The sequence below is a fragment of the Bacteroidales bacterium genome (assembly GCA_021157585.1).
Classification (GTDB): domain Bacteria; phylum Bacteroidota; class Bacteroidia; order Bacteroidales; family UBA12170; genus UBA12170.
Genome location: JAGGWH010000014.1, coordinates 1 through 23564, shown reverse-complemented (window position 1 = coordinate 23564; position 23564 = coordinate 1). Strand labels below are relative to the sequence as shown.

20 protein-coding genes are annotated in these 23564 nt (G+C 33.1%); 16 read left to right on the top strand and 4 right to left on the bottom strand.

Annotated elements, in window-relative coordinates:
• Positions 1-41: 41 nt before the first annotated feature.
• The 12 genes from J7K39_00535 (at position 42) to J7K39_00480 (ending at position 13894) form a co-directional block, all read left to right on the top strand.
• Positions 42-3719: an HYR domain-containing protein gene (locus J7K39_00535; protein MCD6178367.1), complete on the top strand. Its 3678-nt coding sequence runs from the start codon at positions 42-44 to the stop codon at positions 3717-3719.
• 193 nt (positions 3720-3912) lie between these two features.
• On the top strand, positions 3913-5553 hold the full coding sequence (locus J7K39_00530; protein ID MCD6178366.1) for a T9SS type A sorting domain-containing protein: 1641 nt from the start codon (positions 3913-3915) through the stop codon (positions 5551-5553).
• Positions 5554-5691: 138 nt separating this feature from the next.
• Entirely contained in the window at positions 5692-6870 is a 1179-nt protein-coding gene (locus J7K39_00525; GenBank protein ID MCD6178365.1) for a hypothetical protein, read from the top strand.
• A gap of 152 nt (positions 6871-7022) precedes the next feature.
• Complete coding sequence (locus tag J7K39_00520) at positions 7023-8969, top strand: hypothetical protein (GenBank protein ID MCD6178364.1); 1947 nt, start codon at positions 7023-7025, stop codon at positions 8967-8969.
• Between the two features lie 147 nt (positions 8970-9116).
• Entirely contained in the window at positions 9117-9371 is a 255-nt protein-coding gene (locus tag J7K39_00515) for a 30S ribosomal protein S20 (GenBank protein MCD6178363.1), read from the top strand.
• 139 nt (positions 9372-9510) lie between these two features.
• Positions 9511-10209: a DNA repair protein RadC gene (gene radC, locus J7K39_00510; GenBank protein ID MCD6178362.1), complete on the top strand. Its 699-nt coding sequence runs from the start codon at positions 9511-9513 to the stop codon at positions 10207-10209.
• 63 nt (positions 10210-10272) lie between these two features.
• Complete coding sequence (wecB, locus tag J7K39_00505) at positions 10273-11409, top strand: UDP-N-acetylglucosamine 2-epimerase (non-hydrolyzing) (protein MCD6178361.1); 1137 nt, start codon at positions 10273-10275, stop codon at positions 11407-11409.
• 143 nt (positions 11410-11552) lie between these two features.
• Positions 11553-11909, top strand: a complete 357-nt coding sequence (locus tag J7K39_00500) for a 30S ribosomal protein S6 (protein ID MCD6178360.1) — start codon at positions 11553-11555, stop codon at positions 11907-11909.
• 20 nt (positions 11910-11929) lie between these two features.
• A complete protein-coding gene (locus tag J7K39_00495; GenBank protein ID MCD6178359.1) occupies positions 11930-12196 on the top strand; it encodes a 30S ribosomal protein S18 in 267 nt (88 codons plus the stop codon).
• Between the two features lie 14 nt (positions 12197-12210).
• Positions 12211-12663 (top strand): 50S ribosomal protein L9, encoded by a 453-nt coding sequence (gene rplI / locus J7K39_00490; GenBank protein ID MCD6178358.1) that lies wholly within the window; start codon positions 12211-12213, stop codon positions 12661-12663.
• Between the two features lie 151 nt (positions 12664-12814).
• Entirely contained in the window at positions 12815-13561 is a 747-nt protein-coding gene (locus J7K39_00485; protein MCD6178357.1) for an RNA methyltransferase, read from the top strand.
• A 72-nt stretch (positions 13562-13633) separates the two neighbouring features.
• A complete protein-coding gene (locus J7K39_00480) occupies positions 13634-13894 on the top strand; it encodes a hypothetical protein (protein ID MCD6178356.1) in 261 nt (86 codons plus the stop codon).
• Positions 13895-14412: 518 nt separating this feature from the next.
• Here J7K39_00480 and sucD read toward each other — a convergent pair.
• Positions 14413-15282, bottom strand: coding sequence for a succinate--CoA ligase subunit alpha (gene sucD, locus J7K39_00475; protein ID MCD6178355.1), 870 nt, complete (start codon positions 15280-15282; stop codon positions 14413-14415).
• 223 nt (positions 15283-15505) lie between these two features.
• Here sucD and mnmE point away from each other — a divergent pair, with 223 nt between their 5' ends.
• Positions 15506-16906: a tRNA uridine-5-carboxymethylaminomethyl(34) synthesis GTPase MnmE gene (mnmE, locus tag J7K39_00470; protein ID MCD6178354.1), complete on the top strand. Its 1401-nt coding sequence runs from the start codon at positions 15506-15508 to the stop codon at positions 16904-16906.
• A 13-nt stretch (positions 16907-16919) separates the two neighbouring features.
• On the opposite strand, the gene J7K39_00465 is transcribed toward mnmE, so the two are convergent.
• Positions 16920-18197, bottom strand: coding sequence for an O-antigen ligase family protein (locus tag J7K39_00465; GenBank protein ID MCD6178353.1), 1278 nt, complete (start codon positions 18195-18197; stop codon positions 16920-16922).
• Between the two features lie 61 nt (positions 18198-18258).
• Entirely contained in the window at positions 18259-18969 is a 711-nt protein-coding gene (locus J7K39_00460) for a hypothetical protein (GenBank protein ID MCD6178352.1), read from the bottom strand.
• A gap of 279 nt (positions 18970-19248) precedes the next feature.
• Here J7K39_00460 and J7K39_00455 point away from each other — a divergent pair, with 279 nt between their 5' ends.
• Together J7K39_00455 and J7K39_00450 are read left to right on the top strand one after the other, a co-directional pair.
• A complete protein-coding gene (locus tag J7K39_00455) occupies positions 19249-19827 on the top strand; it encodes a TetR/AcrR family transcriptional regulator (protein MCD6178351.1) in 579 nt (192 codons plus the stop codon).
• A gap of 299 nt (positions 19828-20126) precedes the next feature.
• Positions 20127-20903 carry a PorT family protein gene (locus J7K39_00450; protein MCD6178350.1) on the top strand — a complete coding sequence of 259 codons (777 nt, stop codon included), beginning with the start codon at positions 20127-20129 and terminating at the stop codon, positions 20901-20903.
• Between the two features lie 147 nt (positions 20904-21050).
• Here J7K39_00450 and J7K39_00445 read toward each other — a convergent pair whose 3' ends face one another.
• On the bottom strand, positions 21051-21857 hold the full coding sequence (locus tag J7K39_00445) for a hypothetical protein (GenBank protein MCD6178349.1): 807 nt from the start codon (positions 21855-21857) through the stop codon (positions 21051-21053).
• A 564-nt stretch (positions 21858-22421) separates the two neighbouring features.
• On the opposite strand from J7K39_00445, the gene J7K39_00440 reads away from it, so the two are divergent.
• The gene (locus J7K39_00440) at positions 22422-23537 is read left to right on the top strand and encodes a hypothetical protein (GenBank protein ID MCD6178348.1); all 1116 of its coding nucleotides are present in this window, start codon (positions 22422-22424) and stop codon (positions 23535-23537) included.
• The last annotated feature ends 27 nt before the right edge of the window (positions 23538-23564 follow it).

The window sequence follows — 23564 nt, the reverse complement described above, 5'->3', positions numbered from 1 at the left end:
TTTATTTAAAAAAATAAGAAACAACGATAAAAACAATGATTATGAAAAAATTTACACTTTTGCTGCTTTTCTTCGTAACAATTGGAATTGCTAGCGCCCAATTTATTCAAACCGATTGGTCAGGTGGGCAGGGACAAACTGGTGCTTTAACAGATCTAACTAAATTCAATAGTTCTTATCAAGCAGATTTCACGAGTATTGCAGGTGATTTACTCGCCGACAACACTCAAAAAACACATGTCTATGGAGTTGTAGAATACCAAGGAAAATTACTAGTTTCAACAGCTTGGTCGGGAGTTTTTATTTATGACCCAACAACAGAGATATGGGAATATTCTTATGTAGGAGCAACAATTTCCTATAAAAACAATACCATACACTCAGATGGTAAACTTTACGTTATAAATGGTTATTCCATTTATTCATATGATGGCACACACAATGACTATGGTTTAGGTGCAAACGGGTGGCTTTTCCATTCAAACATTAAAAGTTTTATAGGCGATTGGCCATCAACCTATACTTCTATTTATAGTGCACAAAATAAATTAATGATTACTGGAAGAATTGGCTATTCCGGTACAGTTATCAAGTGGAATAGCACAAATAATAAATGGGAGAAAATGGGGAATAGTTTTACCAATGGTGTAATGAGCTTAATGGAATACAACGGAACTATATTTGCAGGCACTCATTGGGCGGGCAATGTATATAAATGGAACGGATCAAGTTGGATTTATGCATTTGATACTCCAAGTATGTCCATAGTAGATATGGAGGTGCATAATAACGAACTCTATTTAGCCGGTAGATGGGATCTTGGCCAAGGCAGGCTGTATAAATCAAATGGGTATTCAGCTACACAAATTTATTATTCAAGTTCAGGAATTTACGATCTTGAATCTCATGGGGATATTTTGGTTTTTGATTTTATGTACACTTCTCCTTATCGAAAGATTATGCAATGGGACGGAAACTCTGCTTCGACCTTATATGATTTTAATGGTGAGATTTCCAGCCAACAAATGTGTTCATTTAATGGCGACTTATACTATGGTGGAGCATGGGGGACATCAACTTCTACACTTTATAAAAATGGACAAGCATTCGAAAAGATTTATGTGAAAGGAGTTCTTTCTTCAGAATTCCCAACTCCTAATGGTTTATTGAATATTGATGCAACTACATCAAATGATAATGGTGTAAAGATCTTTGTTCAAGGGAAAAATAATCCGACTTATTTAGCTAGTCCTTGGATAGAAGTTCCCAATGGGGAAGTAGCTCCCATTTCTGATGACATTATGCGGTATTGGGCAATTTTACATACCGTGGGAGAAGGCCCAGGTCCAACACTACACGAAATCAGCATTGGCTATCAGAGTGAAGAACCTCTTACTATTGATTTAATATCAAAAACAGATATTACTTGCTCCGAAGATCAAACTGGAGCAATAGATATCTCGGTTAGTGGTGGAACAGAACCTTATACCTATTTATGGTCAAATGGCGCAACTACAGAAGATTTGTTTAATTTATTTTCTGGAACTTATACGATTACTGTCACTGACAATAGTGGTGAAACGGGCTATTTTACCGAGTCCATTATTGTTCAAGACGATATTCCGCCAACTGTAATCACACAAGATATTACTATTGAACTGGATGAAAATGGTGGAGCAAGTATTACAGCTGAGCAAATTGATAATGGATCAACAGATAATTGTGGAATTGCTTCCTTAGTATTGAGTAAAACCACATTCGATTGTTCTAATGTGGGTGAAAACACAGTAACCCTCACGGCTGTTGATGTCAATGGAAATGCAAATTCCGCAACAGCAACTGTAATCGTTGTAGACGAGATTGCACCAACAATGGCAACTCAAGATATCACGATTTCTCTTGACAACAACGGTGTTGCTTCAATTGTAGCTGCTGATATTGATATGGGAACCTTTGATAATTGCGCATTCACTTTAGATGTTGCTCCATATGAATTTGACTGTTCAAATACAGGAGCAAACACAGTTACGCTAACAGCAACGGATGCAAGTAATAATGTTTCAAGCTTAACCACAGTTGTTACCGTTGTAGATGATATTTCTCCAACCTTAACTTGTGTAGGAGTTCAAGAGCATTGTGCTAACATTATTGGACTTAATGAATATCAAGTTACAGGAACTGATTTTGATTTAATTGATATGTGGGACAATTGTTCAATTGCTAACATAACTAACGATTTCAATAGTTCAAATACTCTTGAAGGAGCGATATTCCCAACAGGAACTACAGAAGTTACTTGGACAGTAACAGATGCTTCAGGAAATTCAAGCGATTGCTCATTTGAGGTTATAATCAATCCTTTACCAATTGCAAGCATCACTCCATCTGATGTAAGTATGTGCTGTAACGAGTTAACCTTAACGGCTAGTTCTTCTACATCTGAAGGCTTCTATGCATGGTCTAATGGAGAAACAACACAATCCATCGGTCTTTCCATTGATGATGATTTAGAAGGGACTTACAATGTTATTGTAACTGATCAGAATGGCTGTGTATCACCTGATGCTGCTTATTACGATTATATTCCTGAAAACTTAGCGAGTTCGTACATAATCCTTGGTTTTAAAAGCGTACTGATAGGCCAAAACCATTTGGTCAAGAATGGTGCTATTGGATCCAGTTATTCTAATGGAAAAGCATATTTCTTACGTTATGCCGAAGTAGAAGGTAATGGAGCCTTTGTAAAAGCACCTAAAGTATTTGCTCATAGAACCTCTATTTTACCAGAAGTGATTAAAGAACAAGCAACTATGGAGCTACCACAAATGCTATACAATACCTATTCTAGAATTACAAAGTATATTAGAATTCGTAATGGCGAAACCGATGTAATAAGTGGTGAAAACTACAATTTAATTATTGGTGATAACTGTGATATTATTCTAACTGGACAAGTATTTGGCAATATTGTACTTGGAAGAGGCTCTAATTTGACTTTCACACAAAATGAAATCTTTATTCAAAATCTTCAGATGAAGAAAGCAAAAAAAGGTACTTCTTCCCAAATAATATTTGAATCTGATGCTATCGTTCGCGTAAAAGAAAAAGTTATGCTCGAAAGCTACTGTATCGTTAATCCAAACTTATATAAAGTTATCTTCTATATTGGCGAAGAATATAATGCCCATAAAAAAGGACCAAAAGGACCGAAAGGAAATGATGATCATAAAGGACAACTTCATATAAAGTCTGAAGGCGTAGAATTTAATGCTTGTGTTTATGTTCCTCGAGGAGACATTCACGTTCAACAAAATCCAAAAAGTGTGGATATCGGATATATGAACGGACAGTTCTTTGCTGAGAAGATTATTGGAAACGGTAAAAATGTAATTTGGAATTGGACAGGAAATGGAATAAGTACAAGTAATAACGAAGGGACAAAGACTCTTCCTGTATTTGACTCACAGATGCTTACGATCTACCCAAGTCCAAACAATGGTAGTTTTATGCTGTTTGTTGAATCTGATATTGAAGATAATTTCAATATTAGAATCTTTAACCAATTAGGAGCACTTGTATACGAAGTGGATCAATTCGAAATTAGAACAGGGAACACCAAACGTTACATTTCTATTACAGATATTGTTCCAGGTGTTTACACGGTTGAATTAATCAATAATGAAACCCGACTCATACAGAAAATGGTGGTAACAAATTAGCAATCCCCATTATCTAAATTATAGCCCTGTCTCATAAGTATGAGATGGGGCTTTTCACTTCAAATAAAGGACAAAACCCTTCGAATATTAGTTCAAGTGTTGCTATTACTAATTAGTCTTGATATTCACATTCCGTTCGTTGTAATTTTAACAAGATAAATACGTCTTTTATTAACCTTTAAAACAAATTGATATGAAAAAAACTATCCTCTTTTTAATCTTATTAGGTTCAAGTATCACTTTTTGTCAAGCACAGATAAGCTACACCCAAACCGATTGGTCGGGAGGCTCCGGTCAAGAAACATTTACAGATGTTACAAAATTCTATGTAGATAATAATGTCGATTATTCTACACTTCCCGGTGATATCAAACTCATCGAAAACAACGATAATTCATTTTATGGTGTTGCAGTATTCCAAGATAAAATAATTGTTGGCTCAAGTGCCGGCACATTTATTTACGACCCCTTAAACGATAGTTGGAAACATTCCTATACAGGCAGTATAATTTTGTATCATACTACTATTCATGAAAATTTACTTTATACCTTGTATGGAAATAATATTTACACTTACGACGGAACAAAAAACGATTACGGCTTAGGACCTAATGGCTGGAATCATTTTTCAGATCTAACACCGCTTGGAACCACATCAACTTTTAGCATTGAAAGCATTGATGGGGATTTATTAGTAGGTGCTCGAAGAGGCTATAATGGCTGTGTGCTTAAATGGAACAGCACATCCGAAGAGTGGGAAGATATGGGAAGCAGTTTCTCTAACGGTGTTACTTCTCTTAGCGAATATGATGGTGAATTATATGCAGGAACACACTGGTCTGGAACTATTTACAAATGGAACGGGTCAAACTGGCTCACGGCTTACGATACTCCACTAATGACCGTAACCTCATTAGTGATAAAAGACGGTATTTTATACGCTGGGGGATACGACACACAGTCCAATACTGGAAATATATATTCCTATGATGGTTCAGATTGGACTATGGTCTACGATGGCTACGGTATTCAGAAAATGGTTATCCATGGTGATAATATCGCCTTTTCAACCCGAAGATCAACAGAGTCCAGCGCCAATAACCTATCTGGCCAAATCTATCAGTACGACGGATCAGCAATCACACTAATCCACACTCTCCCCACAGAATCCTATGCTTTTGACTTATTGTCTTATAATGGTAATTTATATTATGGTGGTGTAGGGAATAGTACTTTTGGCGGAGTAGCTACCTCTGATTTTTATAAAAATGGAACTGTACTTGAAAAAGTGTATGGTGGATATCTTTATTCTTCTGATATTGTTAATTCAACAGGAGCCTGGGGCGGATATATCGAATATGACATTACAGACTCTGAACGCTCCGGTGTTTCCGTTACACTAAGAGAAAAAAGAAGTGATGACAGCTATGGTCCGGTAATTCAGTTTCCTGAGAATACAATTATCGATCTAAGCGAAAATACCATTCAGTACATTATTTATTTTTGGGGACTAAAAGATGCTGATTTGCCTTCTATGCAGGAGATCCAATTGCAAACATCTGATTATCTTCCTGCTGCGGAACTTGAAAATCCAAAGTATTTTAGTTTGTATCCAAACCCTTCTAATGGAAAAGTGCAAATTCAAATCCAAGCAAATTTAACGACTACCTATTCTTTGCGTATTTACAACTATTTGGGAAAGATGGTATATAATGAGGATCGATTAAATGATGAGATAACTTATCTTGATTTATCAAATCTTGTTAAGGGCATCTATCTCGTTGAACTGAAAAATAAAAATCAGAGAACAATCCAAAAACTGGAGATTTATTAAACGCTTAAAAGCCCAACATTCAGTTGGGCTTTTTTATTTGTACAACTAAGCTGCAAGACTATCAATTATATATTTTAAAGCTCCAGTTTAATAAGACAGGGCAAAATCTTTCTATATTTGTTTAAGAAATTTAATAATATGCAAAAACCGATTGTCCTTTTTCTCCTTCTTCTTTCAAACTTTAGCTTAAATGCCCAAGAAATTGAACGAAGCAAATCTAATCTTCCGGAAATTAGTGAAGTAAAAGCGGTTATTAAAGAAGCAACGGGTTGGGTTTTACAAGATAACGGAAGTTGGCTAAGCGAAAAGAATAAGATTCTACTATATGAATCAGAGAAAAACCGTTATGCTGATCCTATGCAAAAACTTGGGCGTCAGAATTTTGAACAGATAGAGATACAAGAAGTTTTAATTGGTGATGAACAATATATTATATTAACAATCAAATATTTGGGAGGATATTTTGAATTTCCTGCACTACGTCAGAATTTTCATAAAACAAATAACGTTCGATACTTTGTATTCCATTCAGAAAAGATAGAAGAGATTATGGCTGCTACAACTAAGTTTAATGAGCCAACAGCAATTAATTTAGATATTTTTTGTTCCGATAACATTATCAATTATAATAAAAAGCAACTAAGCACACAGATTGGGTATAATATTCTACGTGTAAGCAAAACAAAAGAACCATCAAAATTTACTATGATATTAGCTTTGATGCCAACCATAGTTGATGGTGAAAAATTATTCCGCTTTCGTTATGTAAACCTCTTCAATCAAAAGAGTATCTACCAAAAGTATTTGCTGCCGGCAAACAAAAGCAAGCATTTTGAGCGTAGCTATTTTGAGGTTCCTTATCAAACATTTATCGATTTTTTTGGAGCAATTAATGTTTATAAACCCGAATTTAATCTTGAAGAACCCAAAAGCTTTAACGACTTCTACAAACGAGGCGCATTACGTTATGAACGAAGAAATTACGAAGGAGCTTTAAGCGATTTCAGAAATGCTCTTAAGCAAAAACCCGATACCGAATTTTGGCTTTTGTATGCTATTATGGGAAGCACACAGCATCAGTTGAAAAATTATAAAGCGGCCATACGTTCTTTTGAAAAAGCTATACTTTTAGAACCCGAAGATTCAAAACAAAAACAAACTTGGATAAGAAATTACTATAATCGTGGTTTATCCTATCTAATGTTAAACAATAAAAGCAAAGCCTGCGCAGACTTCCGACAAGCAAAAACACTTGGGATTGAGGATGAGAAAGCTTTAAAAGTAATTAAGAAAAACTGTAGAGGAAAAAATATATGAATAATTAAAAAACTAGCCTTCTAATTAACTCATTTTTTAATTAACATCCTTTTGTTTATACATCTTTCAATAAAATTCTCATTGCTATTTGAATTCAATTATTTTTGATTAGTTGGGATAGTATTATTCCAACTGTCTAAGTACGCTTAAAATTGAGAAAACTAACAAAATATAAAATACTAATTATCATACTTTTAAGCATAAGTACACAAGCTTTATTTGCCCAAAAATCAAAAGAAAAAAAAGACAGTAATACAAAATGGTTTATAGGTGTAAATGGAGGAATAACTACGTTTTGGGGAGATATTAAATTTAATTCTTTTTGGCCATCCACAAAAATGCAAGAGCTTCAAGCCGGAAGCGGTATTGTTTTTGGCAGAACATTTAGTCCAGCCTTAAAACTCAATTCCGAAATAAGTTTTATTTCATTAAAAGGGAAACAAGAGGTTTTAGCCGATACTATCGGGTTTAAAACTCAGGTTTTATCCTTTGCCATAAAAGGAGCAATAAATCCAATAGCATTGCTGACAAAAAAAGAAACTCGACTATCTTTTTATATCGAAAGTGGAGCAGGAATAATGGGATGGAAAAATTTAACTCAAAATTACAGCAATGGAGATACTCTAAGTAATTTGGGATGGACTAATTCCAATAAAGAATTTGGATTTTACATACCGGCAGGAATAAAAATAGAATACCAAATAACGCCGACTATTTCAACATATTTCAACAGTAATTACAATCTAGTTTTTAGTGATTTGATAGATGGTATTAGCAGTGGAAATTACGATAGCTACAGTTTTACTACTATCGGCATTAATTATCATTTGGGAAAACAAAAAACCACGCCAAAACTTTTGCCTTATAATTTTTTCGATTTAGCATATGACAGCCTTGCTAACCAACCAATTACAAAGAAAAAAAAGCCTAAAAAAGAAGAAACAAATAAGGAAGCTGAAAACCCTTTTTCGATAGTCTGTAAAGTACCCGAAACAGCCCCTCATACAGGATTCGACATTCAAATAGATATTTCAAAAATAGGTATTTCGGCAAGAGGATTTTTCCGAGTTATATGTCCTAGTGGTTTTATACCACAAGCAGCAACAAATAAAGATGTATGTTTTACAAAACTTGGTTATCACTACGAATACGATTTTATTTTACCAATAAATCAAGACAGCACAACTATACCTATTCATATAAAATTAAGTGAGATTGAGAAAGGCACCTACCCTATTTTAATTGAAGGAGAAATAATGAATAAAAAGGGAGATGAATTTCCTATTAAATTTGCCACTTACACTGAAATAATGTCTGAAGAAAGTTGGTATAAAGGATTATCTATCAAGGAGCAACAAAAATTTAATGCAAAAAAGCTTAAAGAAAAACAATTTAAAACCACTTCACCGGAAAGTGAAAAAACAATTAATCAAAAAGAAGAGCCACAGCAGACACTTACTAAAAAAATAGAAAAACAAATAGACTCAACAACAGCACTCTATCGTATTCAAATAATGGCAAGTAGAAATAAATTCGGCGATTTGGAAAGTTTCAAAATAAAACACAAAATAAAGGATAAGATTTTTATTTCGCAGGCTGACGGATGGTATCGTTACAATCTGTATGCTACAAACAATATAGAGGAAGCCCATCGCTTATGTGCTAAGGTTCGAAAAGAAAATAATATTCCGCAAGCCTTTGTTACTTATTATAAAAACGGAAAACGAGTAATTTTGCCAAGCTCACAATCAAGTAAAATATCATCACAAAAAAAACCAAAATCCACCGTTTCCAATACAACAAACAATATCAATCAAGCGGTAAAAAAAGATGCAAATTCAAACGGCAAAATATTATACCGAATAGAAATTGCCTTATCATACAATCAACCAATACCTCTTTATCTTTTAAAAAATAAAGCAGGAGAAGAAACCATAAATGAATTTAGAGATGACAAAGACTACTACTATTCCATTGGAAAATTTGAAAATCTTGAAGTAGCACGCGCTTTTTTATATTACGTAAAAACAGAACTCAAATTTGAAACCGCCAAAATTACACAATATCAAAAAGATAAACGTATTAAGGTAATATTTTGATAATTAAACTACCATATTTCCCTCTCATTCTCTAAACCTGAAATTTTACAAGAAAAAACAAAACAATGTTTGCTAATTAGCAATTTTGTATTAATTTTGCAGCCCAAAATACAGGAACAGAATTAGAATTTAATAAAAAGATAAAGCATGGCTAATCATAAATCGGCAATTAAGAGAATCAGACAAGCTGAGACACGAAAATTAAGAAACAGATATTTTGCACGCACTATGCGTACTGCTATCAAACGCTTAAGAGGTATGACAGACAAGACAGAAGCGTCTAATCAATTACCTTCTGTACTGTCTATTATTGATAAAAACGCAAAACGTTCTATCATTCATAAAAATAAAGCTGGTAATTTGAAATCAAAATTGACTAAAGCAGTTAATACATTAGCTTAGTTTTCTGAAAAATATTTTTAAAAGCCATTCCTTTTATAAGGGGTGGCTTTTTTGTTTTTATCAAAATCATTGATTATCTTTGGGTTACCTTATTGGAATTTTTAATACCATAATTTATTTCCCTTCAAAAAAGATAACGATGAGTTACCCCACAGGAAAAAGCATAAAGTATTGGGCCGAAGAAGACCGTCCACGAGAAAAATTAATTTTAAAAGGAAAATCGAGCTTAAGCAATGCTGAAATATTAGCCATCCTTATCGGTTCGGGTAATCGCGACGAGTCGGCAGTTGAACTTTCTCAGCGTATCTTAACAGAAAACAATAATAACCTAAATGTTTTATCCGGCTTAAGCGTAAACGATTTAAAAAAATTCAAAGGTATAGGCGAAGCCAAAGCATTAAATATTATTGCAGCCCTAGAGTTGGGAAGACGCAGACGATCGAGTGAAGCTCTTGAACAAAAAACCATTCGCAGCAGTCGCGATGCCTTTGAGCTGCTCTATGCCGACTTAGCAGATAAATCTTTTGAAGAGTTTTGGATTATTCTTTTAAAACGCAATAATCAAATTATAAGCAAAAAAAGAATCTCAGAAGGCGGAATAGCGGGCACTGTGGCCGATCCGAAAAAAATCTTCAAAATGGCTCTTGATGCTCAAGCGAGTTCTATTATCTTATGTCACAATCACCCATCAGGAAATTTAAAGGCTAGCGAACAAGATAACCAACTGACACATAAAATTGTTCAGGCAGGAAAAACATTAGAAATTGCCGTTTTAGACCATTTAATTTTTGGTAACGATAATTATTTCAGCTTTGCTGATGAAAATATACTATCCTGATTAAATAGAATTAAAACTTCATCTATTTTTACTAAATTCGCTTTTATTAATCCAAAACTGTCAATGCATAAAATAATAACTATTGTAGGTGCTCGTCCACAAATTATTAAAGCCGCTGCTTTAAGCCGTATTTTTAAGAAACATCCTCAAATAAAAGAACTTATAGTGCATACCGGACAGCATTACGATTTTAATATGTCGGAAGTGTTTTTTGAAGAACTAAACATTCCAAAGCCCAATTACCAATTTGAAATTCAAGCCGGAGAACAAAGCAGTCAGACAGCACAAATGCTAATAAATATTGAGCAAGTTCTACTTAAGGAAGAACCCGATTTAGTTATTGTTTATGGAGACACCAACTCAACTCTTGCAGGAGCTTTGTCGACCGCAAAACTACAGATTCCACTTGTTCATATAGAAGCAGGAATGCGCTCATTCAACAAAACAATGCCGGAAGAATTAAACAGAATAATATCCGATCATTCCTCTACCCTACTCTTTAGTCCGACAAAAACAGGGATTAAGAATTTAGAAAATGAAGGATTTTCTTTTAAAAAGAACAAATCTATATCAATAGACAATCCAAAAGTTTATCATTGTGGCGATATAATGCTCGATAACAGCTTATATTTTTCCAAAATAGCAGAACAAAACTCCACTATTCTCAACCAATTAAATCTTGAAAAGAATAAGTTTATATTGGCAACTGTACATCGCAATACAACTACCGACAGTCCTTTGCGTTTAACTTCATTAATTGAAAGCATAATTAATTTAGCGACTACGCATAATGAAACCTTAGTTTTTCCTCTGCATCCAAGAACACGCAAGCAGTTAACACAAAACAAAAATCTCTACCAAAAACTTCAAGAGACCAAGAATATAATATTAACAGAGCCTATTGCATATTTAGATATGCTATATTTAGAGCGAAATTCTAAACTTATTATTACCGATTCGGGAGGAGTTCAAAAAGAAGCTTATTATTTCCAAAAAGCCTGTATAATTACTCGTCCCGAAACCGAATGGAAGGAATTGGTTGAATTAAAAACGGCTCTTTTATGCGATGTCGACAAGCAAAAAATAGAAAACGCATATAAAACTTTTACTGACTATCCTCCACATTTTTTTCCTGCAATTTTTGGAGATGGTAAAGCAGCCGAATTTATTGTATCAGAATTAATAAAATTCCTTTCTTAAAAGGCTCTGTATCAATAAAATTAATCTTTTTATTTATTTGATTTTTAGTCAAATCTTTTTACCTTTGCCGCCCTATTTGATGAGTAAATATCTACTTGTCTGTAGATCAATAAATTAATAACATAAATAAAAAAAATTAAACAATGGTTAAACAGTACGAAACCGTTTTCATTATGACTCCCGTTTTATCTGTCGAACAGATGAAGGAAGCGGTAAGCAAGTATCGTGATCTCCTAAAGGAGGCCGGTGCTGAGATTGTCCATGAGGAAGAGTGGGGTTTGAGAAAACTCGCTTATCCTATTCAAAAAAAATCAACAGGATTCTATCAATTATTAGAATTCCGTATGGAAGGCGAGCAAATTCGCGATTACGAAGTTGCATTTAAACGCGACGAGCGTATTCTTCGTTTCTTAACAGTTGCTTTGGATAAACATGCCATAGCTTATAACGAAAAGAAAAGAGCGATGAAAAAAGGCGAATCAAAAGTTAAAGCAAATTAATAACATTAAAACTTTTAACAATGGCTCAAAATACAGACATTAAATATCTAACCCCAATTGCGGTAGATACTAAAAAGAAAAAATATTGCCGTTTTAAGAAAAGCGGAATAAAATATATTGATTATAAAGATGCAAACTTTTTATTGAAATTTGTAAACGAACAAGGAAAATTACTTCCACGTCGTTTAACCGGTACATCAACCAAATATCAGAAAAAAGTTGCTCAAGCAGTTAAAAGAGCACGTCACATTGCTTTAATGCCATATGTTGGTGATTTACTAAAATAAAAGGAGGACAATCGATGCAAATTATTTTAAAAAAAGATGTCCAAAATTTAGGATATAAAGACGATATAGTAGAAGTTAAAAATGGTTACGCACGTAACTATTTAATTCCTCAAGGCATTGCAATTGCAGCCAACGACAGCAACAAAAAAATCTTAGCAGAAGTAAAAAAACAATATGCACATAAGATTGAAAAAGTCAGAAGTGAAGCCAGTGCAGAAGCTAAGAAACTGGATGGTTTAACCGTAAAAATTGCTACCAAAGCTGCTGCTTCCGGTAAAATTTACGGTTCTGTAAATGCTATTCAAATTGCTGATGCTATTAAAGAGCAACACAATTACGATGTTGATCGCAAGAAAATTACCATTGAAGGCGAAACAATTAAAGAAGTAGGAACTTATAAAGCTACCGCTCAACTTTATAAAGACATTGTTGCAAACATTACTTTTGAAGTTGTTACTGAAGAATAAATCTTTCAAAACAGATATAAATCCCGATCCGCAAGGTTCGGGATTTTTTTTATGCCTTTTATCGATATACCATAAGTATTAACCATTGTAAATGCAAAAACAGAATTTTGAATAACAATTGGTATAATTTGTAAATTAGCTGAAAAAATTTATGCTTAGTCAAGCCGAAATAAAACTCATCAATTCCCTAAAACTAACTAAAAACCGTCGGAAAACAGGTCTTTTTCTCGTAGAAGGACCTAAAATGATAAGCGAATTAATTAACTACACTAATTTTGAAATTAAATTTATTGCAGCAAATAAAAAATGGATAGATTCTCATAGCGATTTGAATAATTTCGCCCTTAAAGAGATATCGGAAAAAGCACTTCAAAAGCTAAGTAATTTCTCAACCGCTAACGAAGTTTTAGCTGTAGTTAAAATACCCGAATATCAAGAATTTACAACAAATATTGATTCTCTTTATTTAGTGCTCGACAATATACAAGATCCCGGAAATTTAGGTACAATAATACGTACAGCAGATTGGTTTGGTATTAAACAGATTATTTGTTCAACAGATACCGTTGATTGTTTTAACCCAAAAGTAGTGCAAGCTACTATGGGCTCTTTGTTTCGAGTAAAATGTTATTATGAAGACATTCCTACTTTCTTAAGAAAACAGCAAATTCCCATTTACGGAACATTGTTAAACGGTAAAAATATTTACGAAGAAAACCTAAGCCTATCGGGCTTTATTGTTATTGGTAACGAATCGAAAGGGATTTCACAAGAAGTACAAAGCTTAATAACAAGACCGTTATTTATACCTAACTATTCACAATCTAAAGCAGAATCATTAAATGCATCTATTGCAAGTGCTATAGTTTGTGCAGAATTCCGCAGAAGTCAAAATTAATTGTTAAAACTATATTTTATTTACATATGTTTCAATCTAAATAGTTAATTTTGTTCTTTTAATACAAAGAACATGATTTTTAAATTAATACTCCTGTCTACTGCATTAATAGGCATTGCATTTGCCTTAATTGCTATAAAAATGTTTATTTTCAAAGATGGCATTTTTACTAAAACTTGCAGCTCCGACATAGAAGTTTCTGATGGAACTAAATTAGGCTGTACCTGCGATACTAATCCCGGTTACTCTTGTGAAAACTACGAAGAACACCACGGTAAAACCTCAATTGCCGGTCAAATTAGAAAACTTCAAGAAGAAACCATATTAAAATAAAACTTAAATCACATCGCTTGGTCTAACCTATAGATTAGGTCATTTATAAATATTAATCTCTGACTAATAAATACAGTCGGGAGGCTGTTAAATTTAACAAGCTTAATCCTCAGATTAAGCTTAGCAGTGTGAATAACACTTATCTTTTGTCTTGAAACAAAAGAAACAAAAATTCAAGACTACAAATAAATTTCTTGTCTTCTATATTTCATTCCGTTGAAATAGAAGAACTCTTATCCTTTTGTCACCAAAGGATAATCAAACAACTTCTATTTTTAACCACTACATTACATATGAAAACTGACGAAATTTCTTTGAGGTCAAATGACAAAGTTTTAACCTTTTGATCATCACTTGGTCTAATCTATAGATTACGTCATTTATAAATATTAATCTCTGACTAATAAATACAGTCGGGAGGCTGTTAAATTTAACAAGCTTAATTTGAAATTAATCTCAGCATAAAAAAACGCCTGACTTCATTGAAATCAAGCGTTTTCAGTATATAGGAATTCGGCTTAGCCTAAAATTTCTTTCATCTTACGACCTATTTCTGCAGGAGAATCCACAACGTGGATACCACAGTCTGTCATAATCTCTTTCTTAGCTTCCGCAGTATCGGCTTTGCCACCAATAATTGCACCGGCATGTCCCATTGTACGACCTTTAGGAGCAGTAGAGCCGGCAATAAAACCAACAACAGGTTTTGTACCGTAGGCTTTAACATATTCAGCAGCTTCTGCTTCCATACCGCCACCAATTTCGCCTATCATAACAATACCCTCGGTTTCAGGATCGTTCATAAACATTTCAACAGCTTCTTTGGTTGTAGTGCCAATAATTGGATCACCACCAATACCAATTGCTGTTGTTTGTCCAAGACCTACTTTAGTCAACTGATCTACAGCTTCGTAAGTTAAGGTTCCTGAGCGAGAAACGATACCAACACGACCTTTCTTATGAATAAAGCCGGGCATAATACCCACTTTAGCTTCACCAGGAGTAATAACACCAGGACAGTTAGGGCCAACCAAACGGCTATTCTTATCGCTTAAGTATTCTTTTACTTTTACCATATCACTGGTAGGAATACCTTCGGTAATACAAATAATTACTTCTATTCCTGCTTCTGCAGCTTCCATAATCGCATCAGCAGCAAATGGAGGTGGAACAAAAATAACTGAAACATTAGCTTGTGCTTTATCTACGGCATCTTGAACAGTATTAAAAACTGGTTTTCCCAAATGCTCTTGCCCTCCTTTACCGGGAGTAACACCGCCAACAACATTGGTACCATAATCAATCATTTGACCTGCGTGAAAAGTACCTTCGCCGCCGGTAAATCCTTGAACGACTACTTTAGAGTCTTTGTTTACTAGGATACTCATTTTATTTAGGTTTTTTTGTATTATAAGTACGTAAAAAAATTAGATAACAAAAGTAAAAGTTTTTCAACATTAACGAATAGAAAAAGGAAAATTAAAATGATTTTATATCCATTCCAAATAAACTTTTCTTACTTACTCTAACCACGCATATCTAATTTGTTGATTTTCTTTGACAATTGCCTTTTTACAACGTAACTTTGCTTGCACAATAAAATCATTTGCTATGCTCAATCATCTGGCCAATAACGATACTATTTGCGCACTTGCTACACCTCAAGGGAGTGGAGCTATTGCTCTTATCCGACTTTCAGGACCTGAAAGTTTTAAAATTACAGATTCCATTTTTAAAGCTTCAAAAAAAAGGATAAATATTCAGCAAGCCGAAGCTTATACTCTTCATTTTGGAAAAATTTACGACGACGATGTCCTTTTAGATGAAGTTTTAGTAAGCGTTTTTAAAACCCCACACAGCTATACCGGTGAGGATAGTATAGAAATTTCTTGTCATGGTTCTACCTTTATTCAGCAAAAGCTGATTGAATTGTTATTAAAACGAGGAGCACGAATGGCCGATCCCGGTGAATTTACTTTAAGAGCATTTTTTAATGGCAAATTTGATTTAAGTCAGGCCGAAGCCGTAGCAGATTTAATTGCCTCTAACTCAACAGCATCACATAATCTAGCATTAGAACAAATGCGAGGAGGCTTCTCCACAAAAATAAAAGTATTACGTAAAGAATTAGTCGATTTAGCATCGCTGATAGAGTTAGAACTGGATTTTGCCGAAGAAGATGTAGAATTTGCCGATAGAACAAGATTTTTAAAATTACTCACCGATATAGAAAAAGAAGTACAACAACTTATTGAGTCTTTTGCTTTAGGAAATGTTATAAAAAACGGTATTCCTGTTGCCATTATCGGAAAGCCAAATGCGGGGAAATCAACACTATTAAATCGTATTTTACAAGAAGAAAAAGCCATAGTATCGGAAATTCCCGGAACTACACGCGACAGCATTGAAGACACTATAAGTATTGAAGGATTTACTTTTCGATTTATTGATACAGCCGGACTACGTTCTTCAGCCGATAAAATAGAAAACCTTGGTATTGAACGTACTTACGAAAAAATCCGTCAGTCGAAAATTATTCTTTATGTCTGTGATATGACTAAATCGACACCAAATGAACTGAGCGAAACATTAGAAGATTTTAAAGAACATATAGAAGACAAAAACAAACGCTTTATACTGATTGGTAATAAAATAGATGAATTGGTTGAGATGCCTCGTTTTTTTAATCAATATGTTGATTTAGAAACCATATTTATTTCTGCCAAGCGAAATGAGAATATCAATTTGATTATGGATAGTTTAATCGATTCGGTAAAAGATTTAGATTTGAGTGATAATACCATTGTTTCAAACGCTCGCCATTTAGGAGCTTTAAATAAAGTTGCCGAATCTATACTTGCAATTAAAAAAGGATTCGACGATGGAATCCCCACCGATTTAATTGCTATTGATATTCGCACAGCATTGCATTATTTAGGAGAAATAACGGGTGAAGTCACAAACAATGAATTACTTGGAAATATTTTTGGGAAGTTTTGTATCGGAAAGTAAAACAAATTGCAAATTATGCTGACAACTTTCGTATATCGTCCTCATCAACAATAGAAAGTAAACTATAGAAAAACCCGAAAAATACAAGTCCAGCTTGTGTATTTAATATAGACTCAAACAAAAAGTTAAACCCTATTATAAACAAGAAAAACCTAAATAAAATATTTCTTCTTTCGTAAGAAAAAAATGGTACAAATAATGCCGACAGCAATACAAAAAAACCTATTAAACCCAAATCAATAAATGTTTCTATATATTGATTATGTGCATTGGACTTTTTAAGCAAAGGATCTTTATATTTATAGTTTTTATACCTAATCAATAATTCATCATTTGTATCGCCGGGACCAACACCATACAAAAAATTATCTTCAATAATATCCACTCCTGCTTTCCAAATGTGTATGCGCGAAATAAAGCTGCCATCTCTACTGTTATCCGTTAACAATTCGGGATTATTTACTGCTTTTACAATTTCTTCAAAACGAGGATTCTTAAGAGCAACTATTATAAAAACCAAACTTAAAAATAAAATAAAAAATTTTATAAATTTATTATTATATCTTCTGTATATAATGCCAGAAAACACAATAAAAATAATTAAAGCACTTATTAACACCGCTTTAGAAGAAAGCAGATAAATCATTAAAATGAAAAGTGGTATTGACATTTTTAACCATAACAGTAGATATTTATTTGAGAAAATCCTCCTTTTTAAAAGCACAAGGGTAACAACAAGAGCAAACAAAACATAAAATGAATAATAGGTTGGATGTAAAAAACGCGACAAACCTAAATATCTAAAGCGACTTCCTCCATATGACCATTCAGCAAATTTTGGATCTATTGTATTAAAACTAAATCCATTCGGAAGAAAAAAAGAAGACTCCCAAATAGCAGTTGACAAGCAAATTAATGAAGAAGCAATTATTCCTGCTACAAAGAATAATAAAATTCCTGTTATATTTTCTTTAAAAAAAGCCCTGTCTAACCCAATCATTATAGGAAAAACTACTAAAGAAAGTTTTACTTCAAGAGCAAACATTGCAGCTCTTTCATTAGAAGACCAAAAAATCCCAATAACGTAAAGCAAATACAATACAACAAGTATTGCTTGAGGCAATGTAAAATGAAATTGCAGTTTACGCTCCACAATAATTTGCGCTACAAAACTCAACCCCCAAACTAAAATAAGTATAGGTAAAAACTTAATAAAAATAGATAAAGAGAAAACAAAAATATAGCTTAAATACTTTTTACTTACCAAGAAAAAAGAAGCTTGACCCATCACCTTTTACAATCAATACTAATAGAGTAGTTAACGCTTTTTGAAAAACTATATATTTTATTTATTATTCTTTAATAACTGTAACAGCAGCCGTTTCGGCTCCTCCCAAGTCATATTTACCATCGGTTATAAGTGTTCCGCCACCTGTAAATTGCACACTTTGAGCTGTATTGGTTGGAGGCATAAATTCACCCCATTTTTGAGCATCAGAAAAAAGAATAGATACCGTTTTTCCACTTTCAATTACAAACTCATTTTTTTTATAGAAAAGTAAAGTTGTACCCGCAATACTTAAATCAGAACCGGCAATTATACGGTTTGTATTTTGTGTCATAATAAAATAGGCAGCAATTGGTTTATTTCCGGAAATTATTTGGTCTGAATCGCCAATTAAAGCGACACCATAGTTTGTCCAAACTCCATTATTAACAATATTCCCATTTACACTTATCTGCAACCAATCACCTGCATCATTATCTCTGAGATTACCATTATTAATTAAATCGCCCATTATTTTAAGTGGCCAACCATTCATAGTTGCATTTAAAGTTGTAAGTGTTTTTTCATCATTCACAGTTAAATTTTTACAAGCATCATTTTTATAATTATGATATACTGTTCCATCAATCACTACATCATCATTTGCAGTGGGGACTACTCCTCCAATCCAAGTTGAAGCGTCGTTCCAATTACCACCTGATGTAGTTGAAGTAATTTGCCCGAAAGTTATACTTACAGCAAACATAGCTATCAATAATATTGTAATTTTTCTCATTTTTTTAATTTTTAAATGATTAATACTAAGCAAGTATACATTAAAAAAATCAAATTTGAATAAATTCCGTGAAGATTTAAAAAAAACCAAAGTAGCATATTATTTAAACCTATTTGAGATACGTTATTCAATCCTAAAATTATCTATTAAAGATTATTTTTTCGCTAAAAACATCAAAAATTATAAAAACAAATAGTATTTTATACCTTTGCAAAATACGAATAACGTATTTCGTTAACCAATAAATTCATTCACAGCTTACAAAACAGCATAAAACTGATGCATTCCAAACGACAAAATCAAATAATTGAAGAAACAATAAAACTGATTCACACTAAAGGAATTCAAGGGTTAACCATTAAAAATATTTCGCAGGCTATTGGTTTAACCGAGGCTGCAATTTATAGACATTTTAAAAGTAAAGACGATATATTATCTACTATGCTTGATGATTTTCGCGAGAAATTAGATAGCAAATCACAGCCTATTCTTAATAGTAATTTAACAGCTCTAAATAAGCTTAAAACAATGCTTAATCAGTTAATAGAGATGTTTAGTTCAAACCCTTATATTGTTTCTGTAATTTTTTCGGATGAAATTTTTAGAAATAAGAAATTGCTCTCCGATAAAATCGTCAACCTTATAAAGCAAAATGATAAATATTTTAAATTAATTGTAGAAGAAGGTCAGAGAAATAAAGAAATTAGACGCGATATTATAACCGAAGAATTAGCTGTCATCATTATGGGTTCTTTTAGAATGATTGTAAAAAATTGGCAACTTGATAATCAAAAATATTCACTCAGCGAAAGAGGAAATAAATTTTTCGATTCTCTTTTCAAAATAATTTCAGCCTAGAATAAATCATTCAAACAGTAAAATACTATCATTTTAGCTAAACAGAAGCAAAATATTATTTAGACTAAGCCTAAATTAACACTTTTTTTAAAAAAAATACAGCTCTAACATGCACTTAAGAGCAAGTAAGCTAAACCAAAGATTATCAGGTATGTATACACTTACTTACACGTAGAATCAAGCTACACACAGGGTTTTAACAAGCTTGCAAAAAAGCTTACATTAAACAAAAAGGCTTGTATTAACGAATTGGATTCATAATTTTGGTACTCAAATTAACATTTATAAATATTAATCTTATGAAAAAAATAGTACTTATTGCTTTCGTTTTATTCCTAGGTTTAGGAGTAAGCGCACAAACTGTCGGTCTCCGATTCGGCTACAATATGTCAGGTTTACGTATTGATGATAATTTTGCCGATTATTTGGATATGATGGACATTAACGGAAAATTAACCAACGGTGTTAACATTGGTTTAGTTCTTGAAAGACCTATCAATCCTAAAGTTGATATGCATATTGAACTTAACTTTGCACAAAAAGGTTCTGCTTATGATATGTATGCTAATACAGCAAATAGTGGAACATTGGGTCATGGTCAAACCAATTTAAATTACTTTGAATTACCAATTATGGCTAAAATTAAATTTGGACCTGCTTATGTAGCCATTGGACCTCATATTGGTTATTTATTGGGAGCTCAAGAAATTAATTACAAGGATAATCCTACTGCAGTTGCTGGTTTAATGAGTGCCTACGATATGACACAAGAAGCAGCTGAAGCAGCCGTTTTAGCAAGCATGCAAGCTGCTGGTCAAAACATCACTAGCCTTAGAGATGATGAGTTCTATGATATGGAAATGGACAACTTTAATCGTTTCGATTTTGGTGGTCAATTTACCGTTGGAGCACAAGTTCCTGTTGGACCTGTTAAAGTATTTGCCGAAGCCAGAGCAACTGTAGCTCTTACTAATTGGGAAGCAACTCCAAGTTTTGAGGCTGCCGGTTTCGATTATAAAAAGAATATGGCTTTTACTTTTGCTGTTGGTGTTTTACTAAATAAACATAGCAAATAAAAGCTTAAATGCGTTTTTTAGTTAATTGTAAAAAGCCACCAAAGTTCGGTGGCTTTTTTTATGCCTAGTATTTTACGGACATAAAAAAAGCTACCCGAAAAACAGGCAGCTTTAATAGTTTACAAAAGAGAATAAATCGTATTTAAATTAAATATAGTGTTTAGACTCCCATTCTGTGAGTAATTTTTTAGCACTTGGAAAGCATAAATAAATCAGTAATCCTGTCGCAATTAATGGTGCGGGTAAAAACATAGAAAAGCGATGTACTTCTATTACATTTACAATAGCAAGGGTATAACCACCAATCATAGACATTATTGCAGCCATAATTCCAAGAGGAATGGTGTATGATTTACGCTGAAGCACGGCAAAACTTAAAATTAGCCAAGAGGCTGAAGCAAACCAGGTAACAGCAAATACTACCGCATACATACCTTTCCAAACATCATTATAAGTTGTTGTTTGATACTTAGAAATAATAGCTACGCCATTTACATAACTTAAAACATAAGCCATTCCTGCAATAAATAGAAAAACAAGAAGTTTTCGATTTACCTTACCAATATACATTATAGCAAACCACAAAACGGTAGCAATAACAAAAACAGGCAAAGTTGCAGCAGGCAAATCAATACTCTTAGCCGGTATAGCGGGGAAAAATCCTGCTAACATCTGTAGTGCAGCTGCAATTGATCCATAACGCCAACTCCATTCCTGTTTAGTTACAAAACCATAAAGCACGGCTCCCCATAAACCACTGGCTCCAATACCTAACCAACCTAACATAGAGTGTGTAATTATAACAGCCAACGCCTCATCAGGTCTGGGTGGCATACTGGTCATTTTTCCATTGACAACAAGCATATAATTTTCTGCCAATAAATAGAATAATAATAATCCCGTAAAGAAACCTACAATAGAAATCACTACTCCTAAATAATTTATTTTTTTCATAAGAAATTTATTTTAGTTAGTTTGTAAAACTAACTTGATTAATAAAAAAATTAAAACTGTTTATATATTAGTTGTATTTTCAGTTTACGTATTCAACAAAATAATTACTCCTAATCTCAAAAACTTCTCATTCCTTAACCTTCTACACTATTGAATCATTAAAAAAATATATTAAAATTAGTTAATATTAACTAACTTCAAATGTAAACTAAATCTTTCGTAATGCAAAATATTTTACTAACTTTAAAGTTTATTAAGTGATTAACATATGTCAATTCCTTAATAGGAAAGGTTTTCGAGTAATCTGAGACAATTAATTATGATAATTATGTAATTTTAACTGATTCTAAATTAAATGCAAAAACCCTGAATTGATATACTTCTTAAGCCGAAACGAATTCATTAATAGCGCTCTTAGACTGTATCAGTTCTCAAAAAAATTGGAAAATATAAATAAATCGCATTTCTTTGTAAGCGAGTACTTACATATAGATTATGTAATATGTTAAAAAATACGTTATAATAAATAATTCTAATTACAAATCAATCAAATAATAAAAAATCATGTTTAAAGAAACAACAAAAAATCAACGAATGATAGCAGCAGTTGTTGCTGTCGTAGTAGGTCTTTACCTAATGATTATTGCTCCTCAACAAGCAATGGGAACTTTAAAGTTGGCACTGCATGCCGTTATGGAAAGATTAATTCTTCTAGATCCTGACTTTTACACTGCCGTACCTATTTTGGGTACTACTTTTGCAATTTGGATGATATTCATTGCATTTGGTGGTGCACTTCTGCTTACTGTAGCTTATGGTATTTACAAAGGAAGCCTTGGAGCCAGAGCAGCCGGTATGGGTGTTTCAGGTATTGCCGGTGTAGCTGGTATGACAATGTTTATTCCTTGGATGGTATTAATAGTATCCGATTATTCTCAAGGCCCTGTTCCCGGAATTTCACCTCCTGATCCTAATGTTACTTTAACTCCTCCAGTTCTCTGGATTATGGTTATTGGTCTTGTTGCTTATTTCACTTTCTTATTAGCTGATAAAGACAGTATTAAAAATAAAGTTTTTAAAGTTATTATTTATACCTACATAGGAGTAGTTGCCGGTATGGTATTTATGAATGCTCAACATGGTGTTCGTTATTTCGAGTTTATTCCTGAATATTTAAATGGAGATGTAAACCTACAACGTCATGACAATCCTTATGGTAATCAATTTACCAATTTAGATTATTATGATGCAATTGCTTTAACCACAATTTCTCAAAAGCAAATGGATTCTATCAAACCTGGCAAAGCTATTGATATAGTGAGAAAATATAAGGATGAAGCTACAGGAAAACATGTTGTTGAAAGTGTTGTAGTTAAAAAAGCAACTCCTGTTTATAACCCTAATACAATATCGTTATTTTTAGGCGGTTACGGAAACTACCTAGCTTCATACCTTATGGTATTTATGATTCCTTTCGTATTTATGCGTAAAAAATGGGCATATGACACTTTAGTTATGGCAACATTATTATCTGCAGTAGCTACTTACTGGAACTATTTTGTTCGCGGATCATTTGAGTGGGTTATTGGCGGTACAATGTCTCTTATTTTACTAATCTTAATACTACTTCCTGTATTTAAACAATTTTTAGTTGGAGATACTGAGGAAGAAAAAGCTTAATAATAACATATCTAACTCAATGAGCAA

Coding starts and splice junctions, on each gene's coding strand:
- J7K39_00535 (MCD6178367.1), top strand. CDS start 42: ATGAAAAAATTTACACTTTTGCTGCTTTTCTTCGTAACAATTGGAATT.
- J7K39_00530 (MCD6178366.1), top strand. CDS start 3,913: ATGAAAAAAACTATCCTCTTTTTAATCTTATTAGGTTCAAGTATCACT.
- J7K39_00525 (MCD6178365.1), top strand. CDS start 5,692: ATGCAAAAACCGATTGTCCTTTTTCTCCTTCTTCTTTCAAACTTTAGC.
- J7K39_00515 (MCD6178363.1), top strand. CDS start 9,117: ATGGCTAATCATAAATCGGCAATTAAGAGAATCAGACAAGCTGAGACA.
- radC (MCD6178362.1), top strand. CDS start 9,511: ATGAGTTACCCCACAGGAAAAAGCATAAAGTATTGGGCCGAAGAAGAC.
- wecB (MCD6178361.1), top strand. CDS start 10,273: ATGCATAAAATAATAACTATTGTAGGTGCTCGTCCACAAATTATTAAA.
- J7K39_00500 (MCD6178360.1), top strand. CDS start 11,553: ATGGTTAAACAGTACGAAACCGTTTTCATTATGACTCCCGTTTTATCT.
- J7K39_00495 (MCD6178359.1), top strand. CDS start 11,930: ATGGCTCAAAATACAGACATTAAATATCTAACCCCAATTGCGGTAGAT.
- rplI (MCD6178358.1), top strand. CDS start 12,211: ATGCAAATTATTTTAAAAAAAGATGTCCAAAATTTAGGATATAAAGAC.
- J7K39_00485 (MCD6178357.1), top strand. CDS start 12,815: ATGCTTAGTCAAGCCGAAATAAAACTCATCAATTCCCTAAAACTAACT.
- J7K39_00480 (MCD6178356.1), top strand. CDS start 13,634: ATGATTTTTAAATTAATACTCCTGTCTACTGCATTAATAGGCATTGCA.
- sucD (MCD6178355.1), bottom strand. CDS start 15,282: ATGAGTATCCTAGTAAACAAAGACTCTAAAGTAGTCGTTCAAGGATTT.
- mnmE (MCD6178354.1), top strand. CDS start 15,506: ATGCTCAATCATCTGGCCAATAACGATACTATTTGCGCACTTGCTACA.
- J7K39_00460 (MCD6178352.1), bottom strand. CDS start 18,969: ATGAGAAAAATTACAATATTATTGATAGCTATGTTTGCTGTAAGTATA.
- J7K39_00455 (MCD6178351.1), top strand. CDS start 19,249: ATGCATTCCAAACGACAAAATCAAATAATTGAAGAAACAATAAAACTG.
- J7K39_00450 (MCD6178350.1), top strand. CDS start 20,127: ATGAAAAAAATAGTACTTATTGCTTTCGTTTTATTCCTAGGTTTAGGA.
- J7K39_00445 (MCD6178349.1), bottom strand. CDS start 21,857: ATGAAAAAAATAAATTATTTAGGAGTAGTGATTTCTATTGTAGGTTTC.
- J7K39_00440 (MCD6178348.1), top strand. CDS start 22,422: ATGTTTAAAGAAACAACAAAAAATCAACGAATGATAGCAGCAGTTGTT.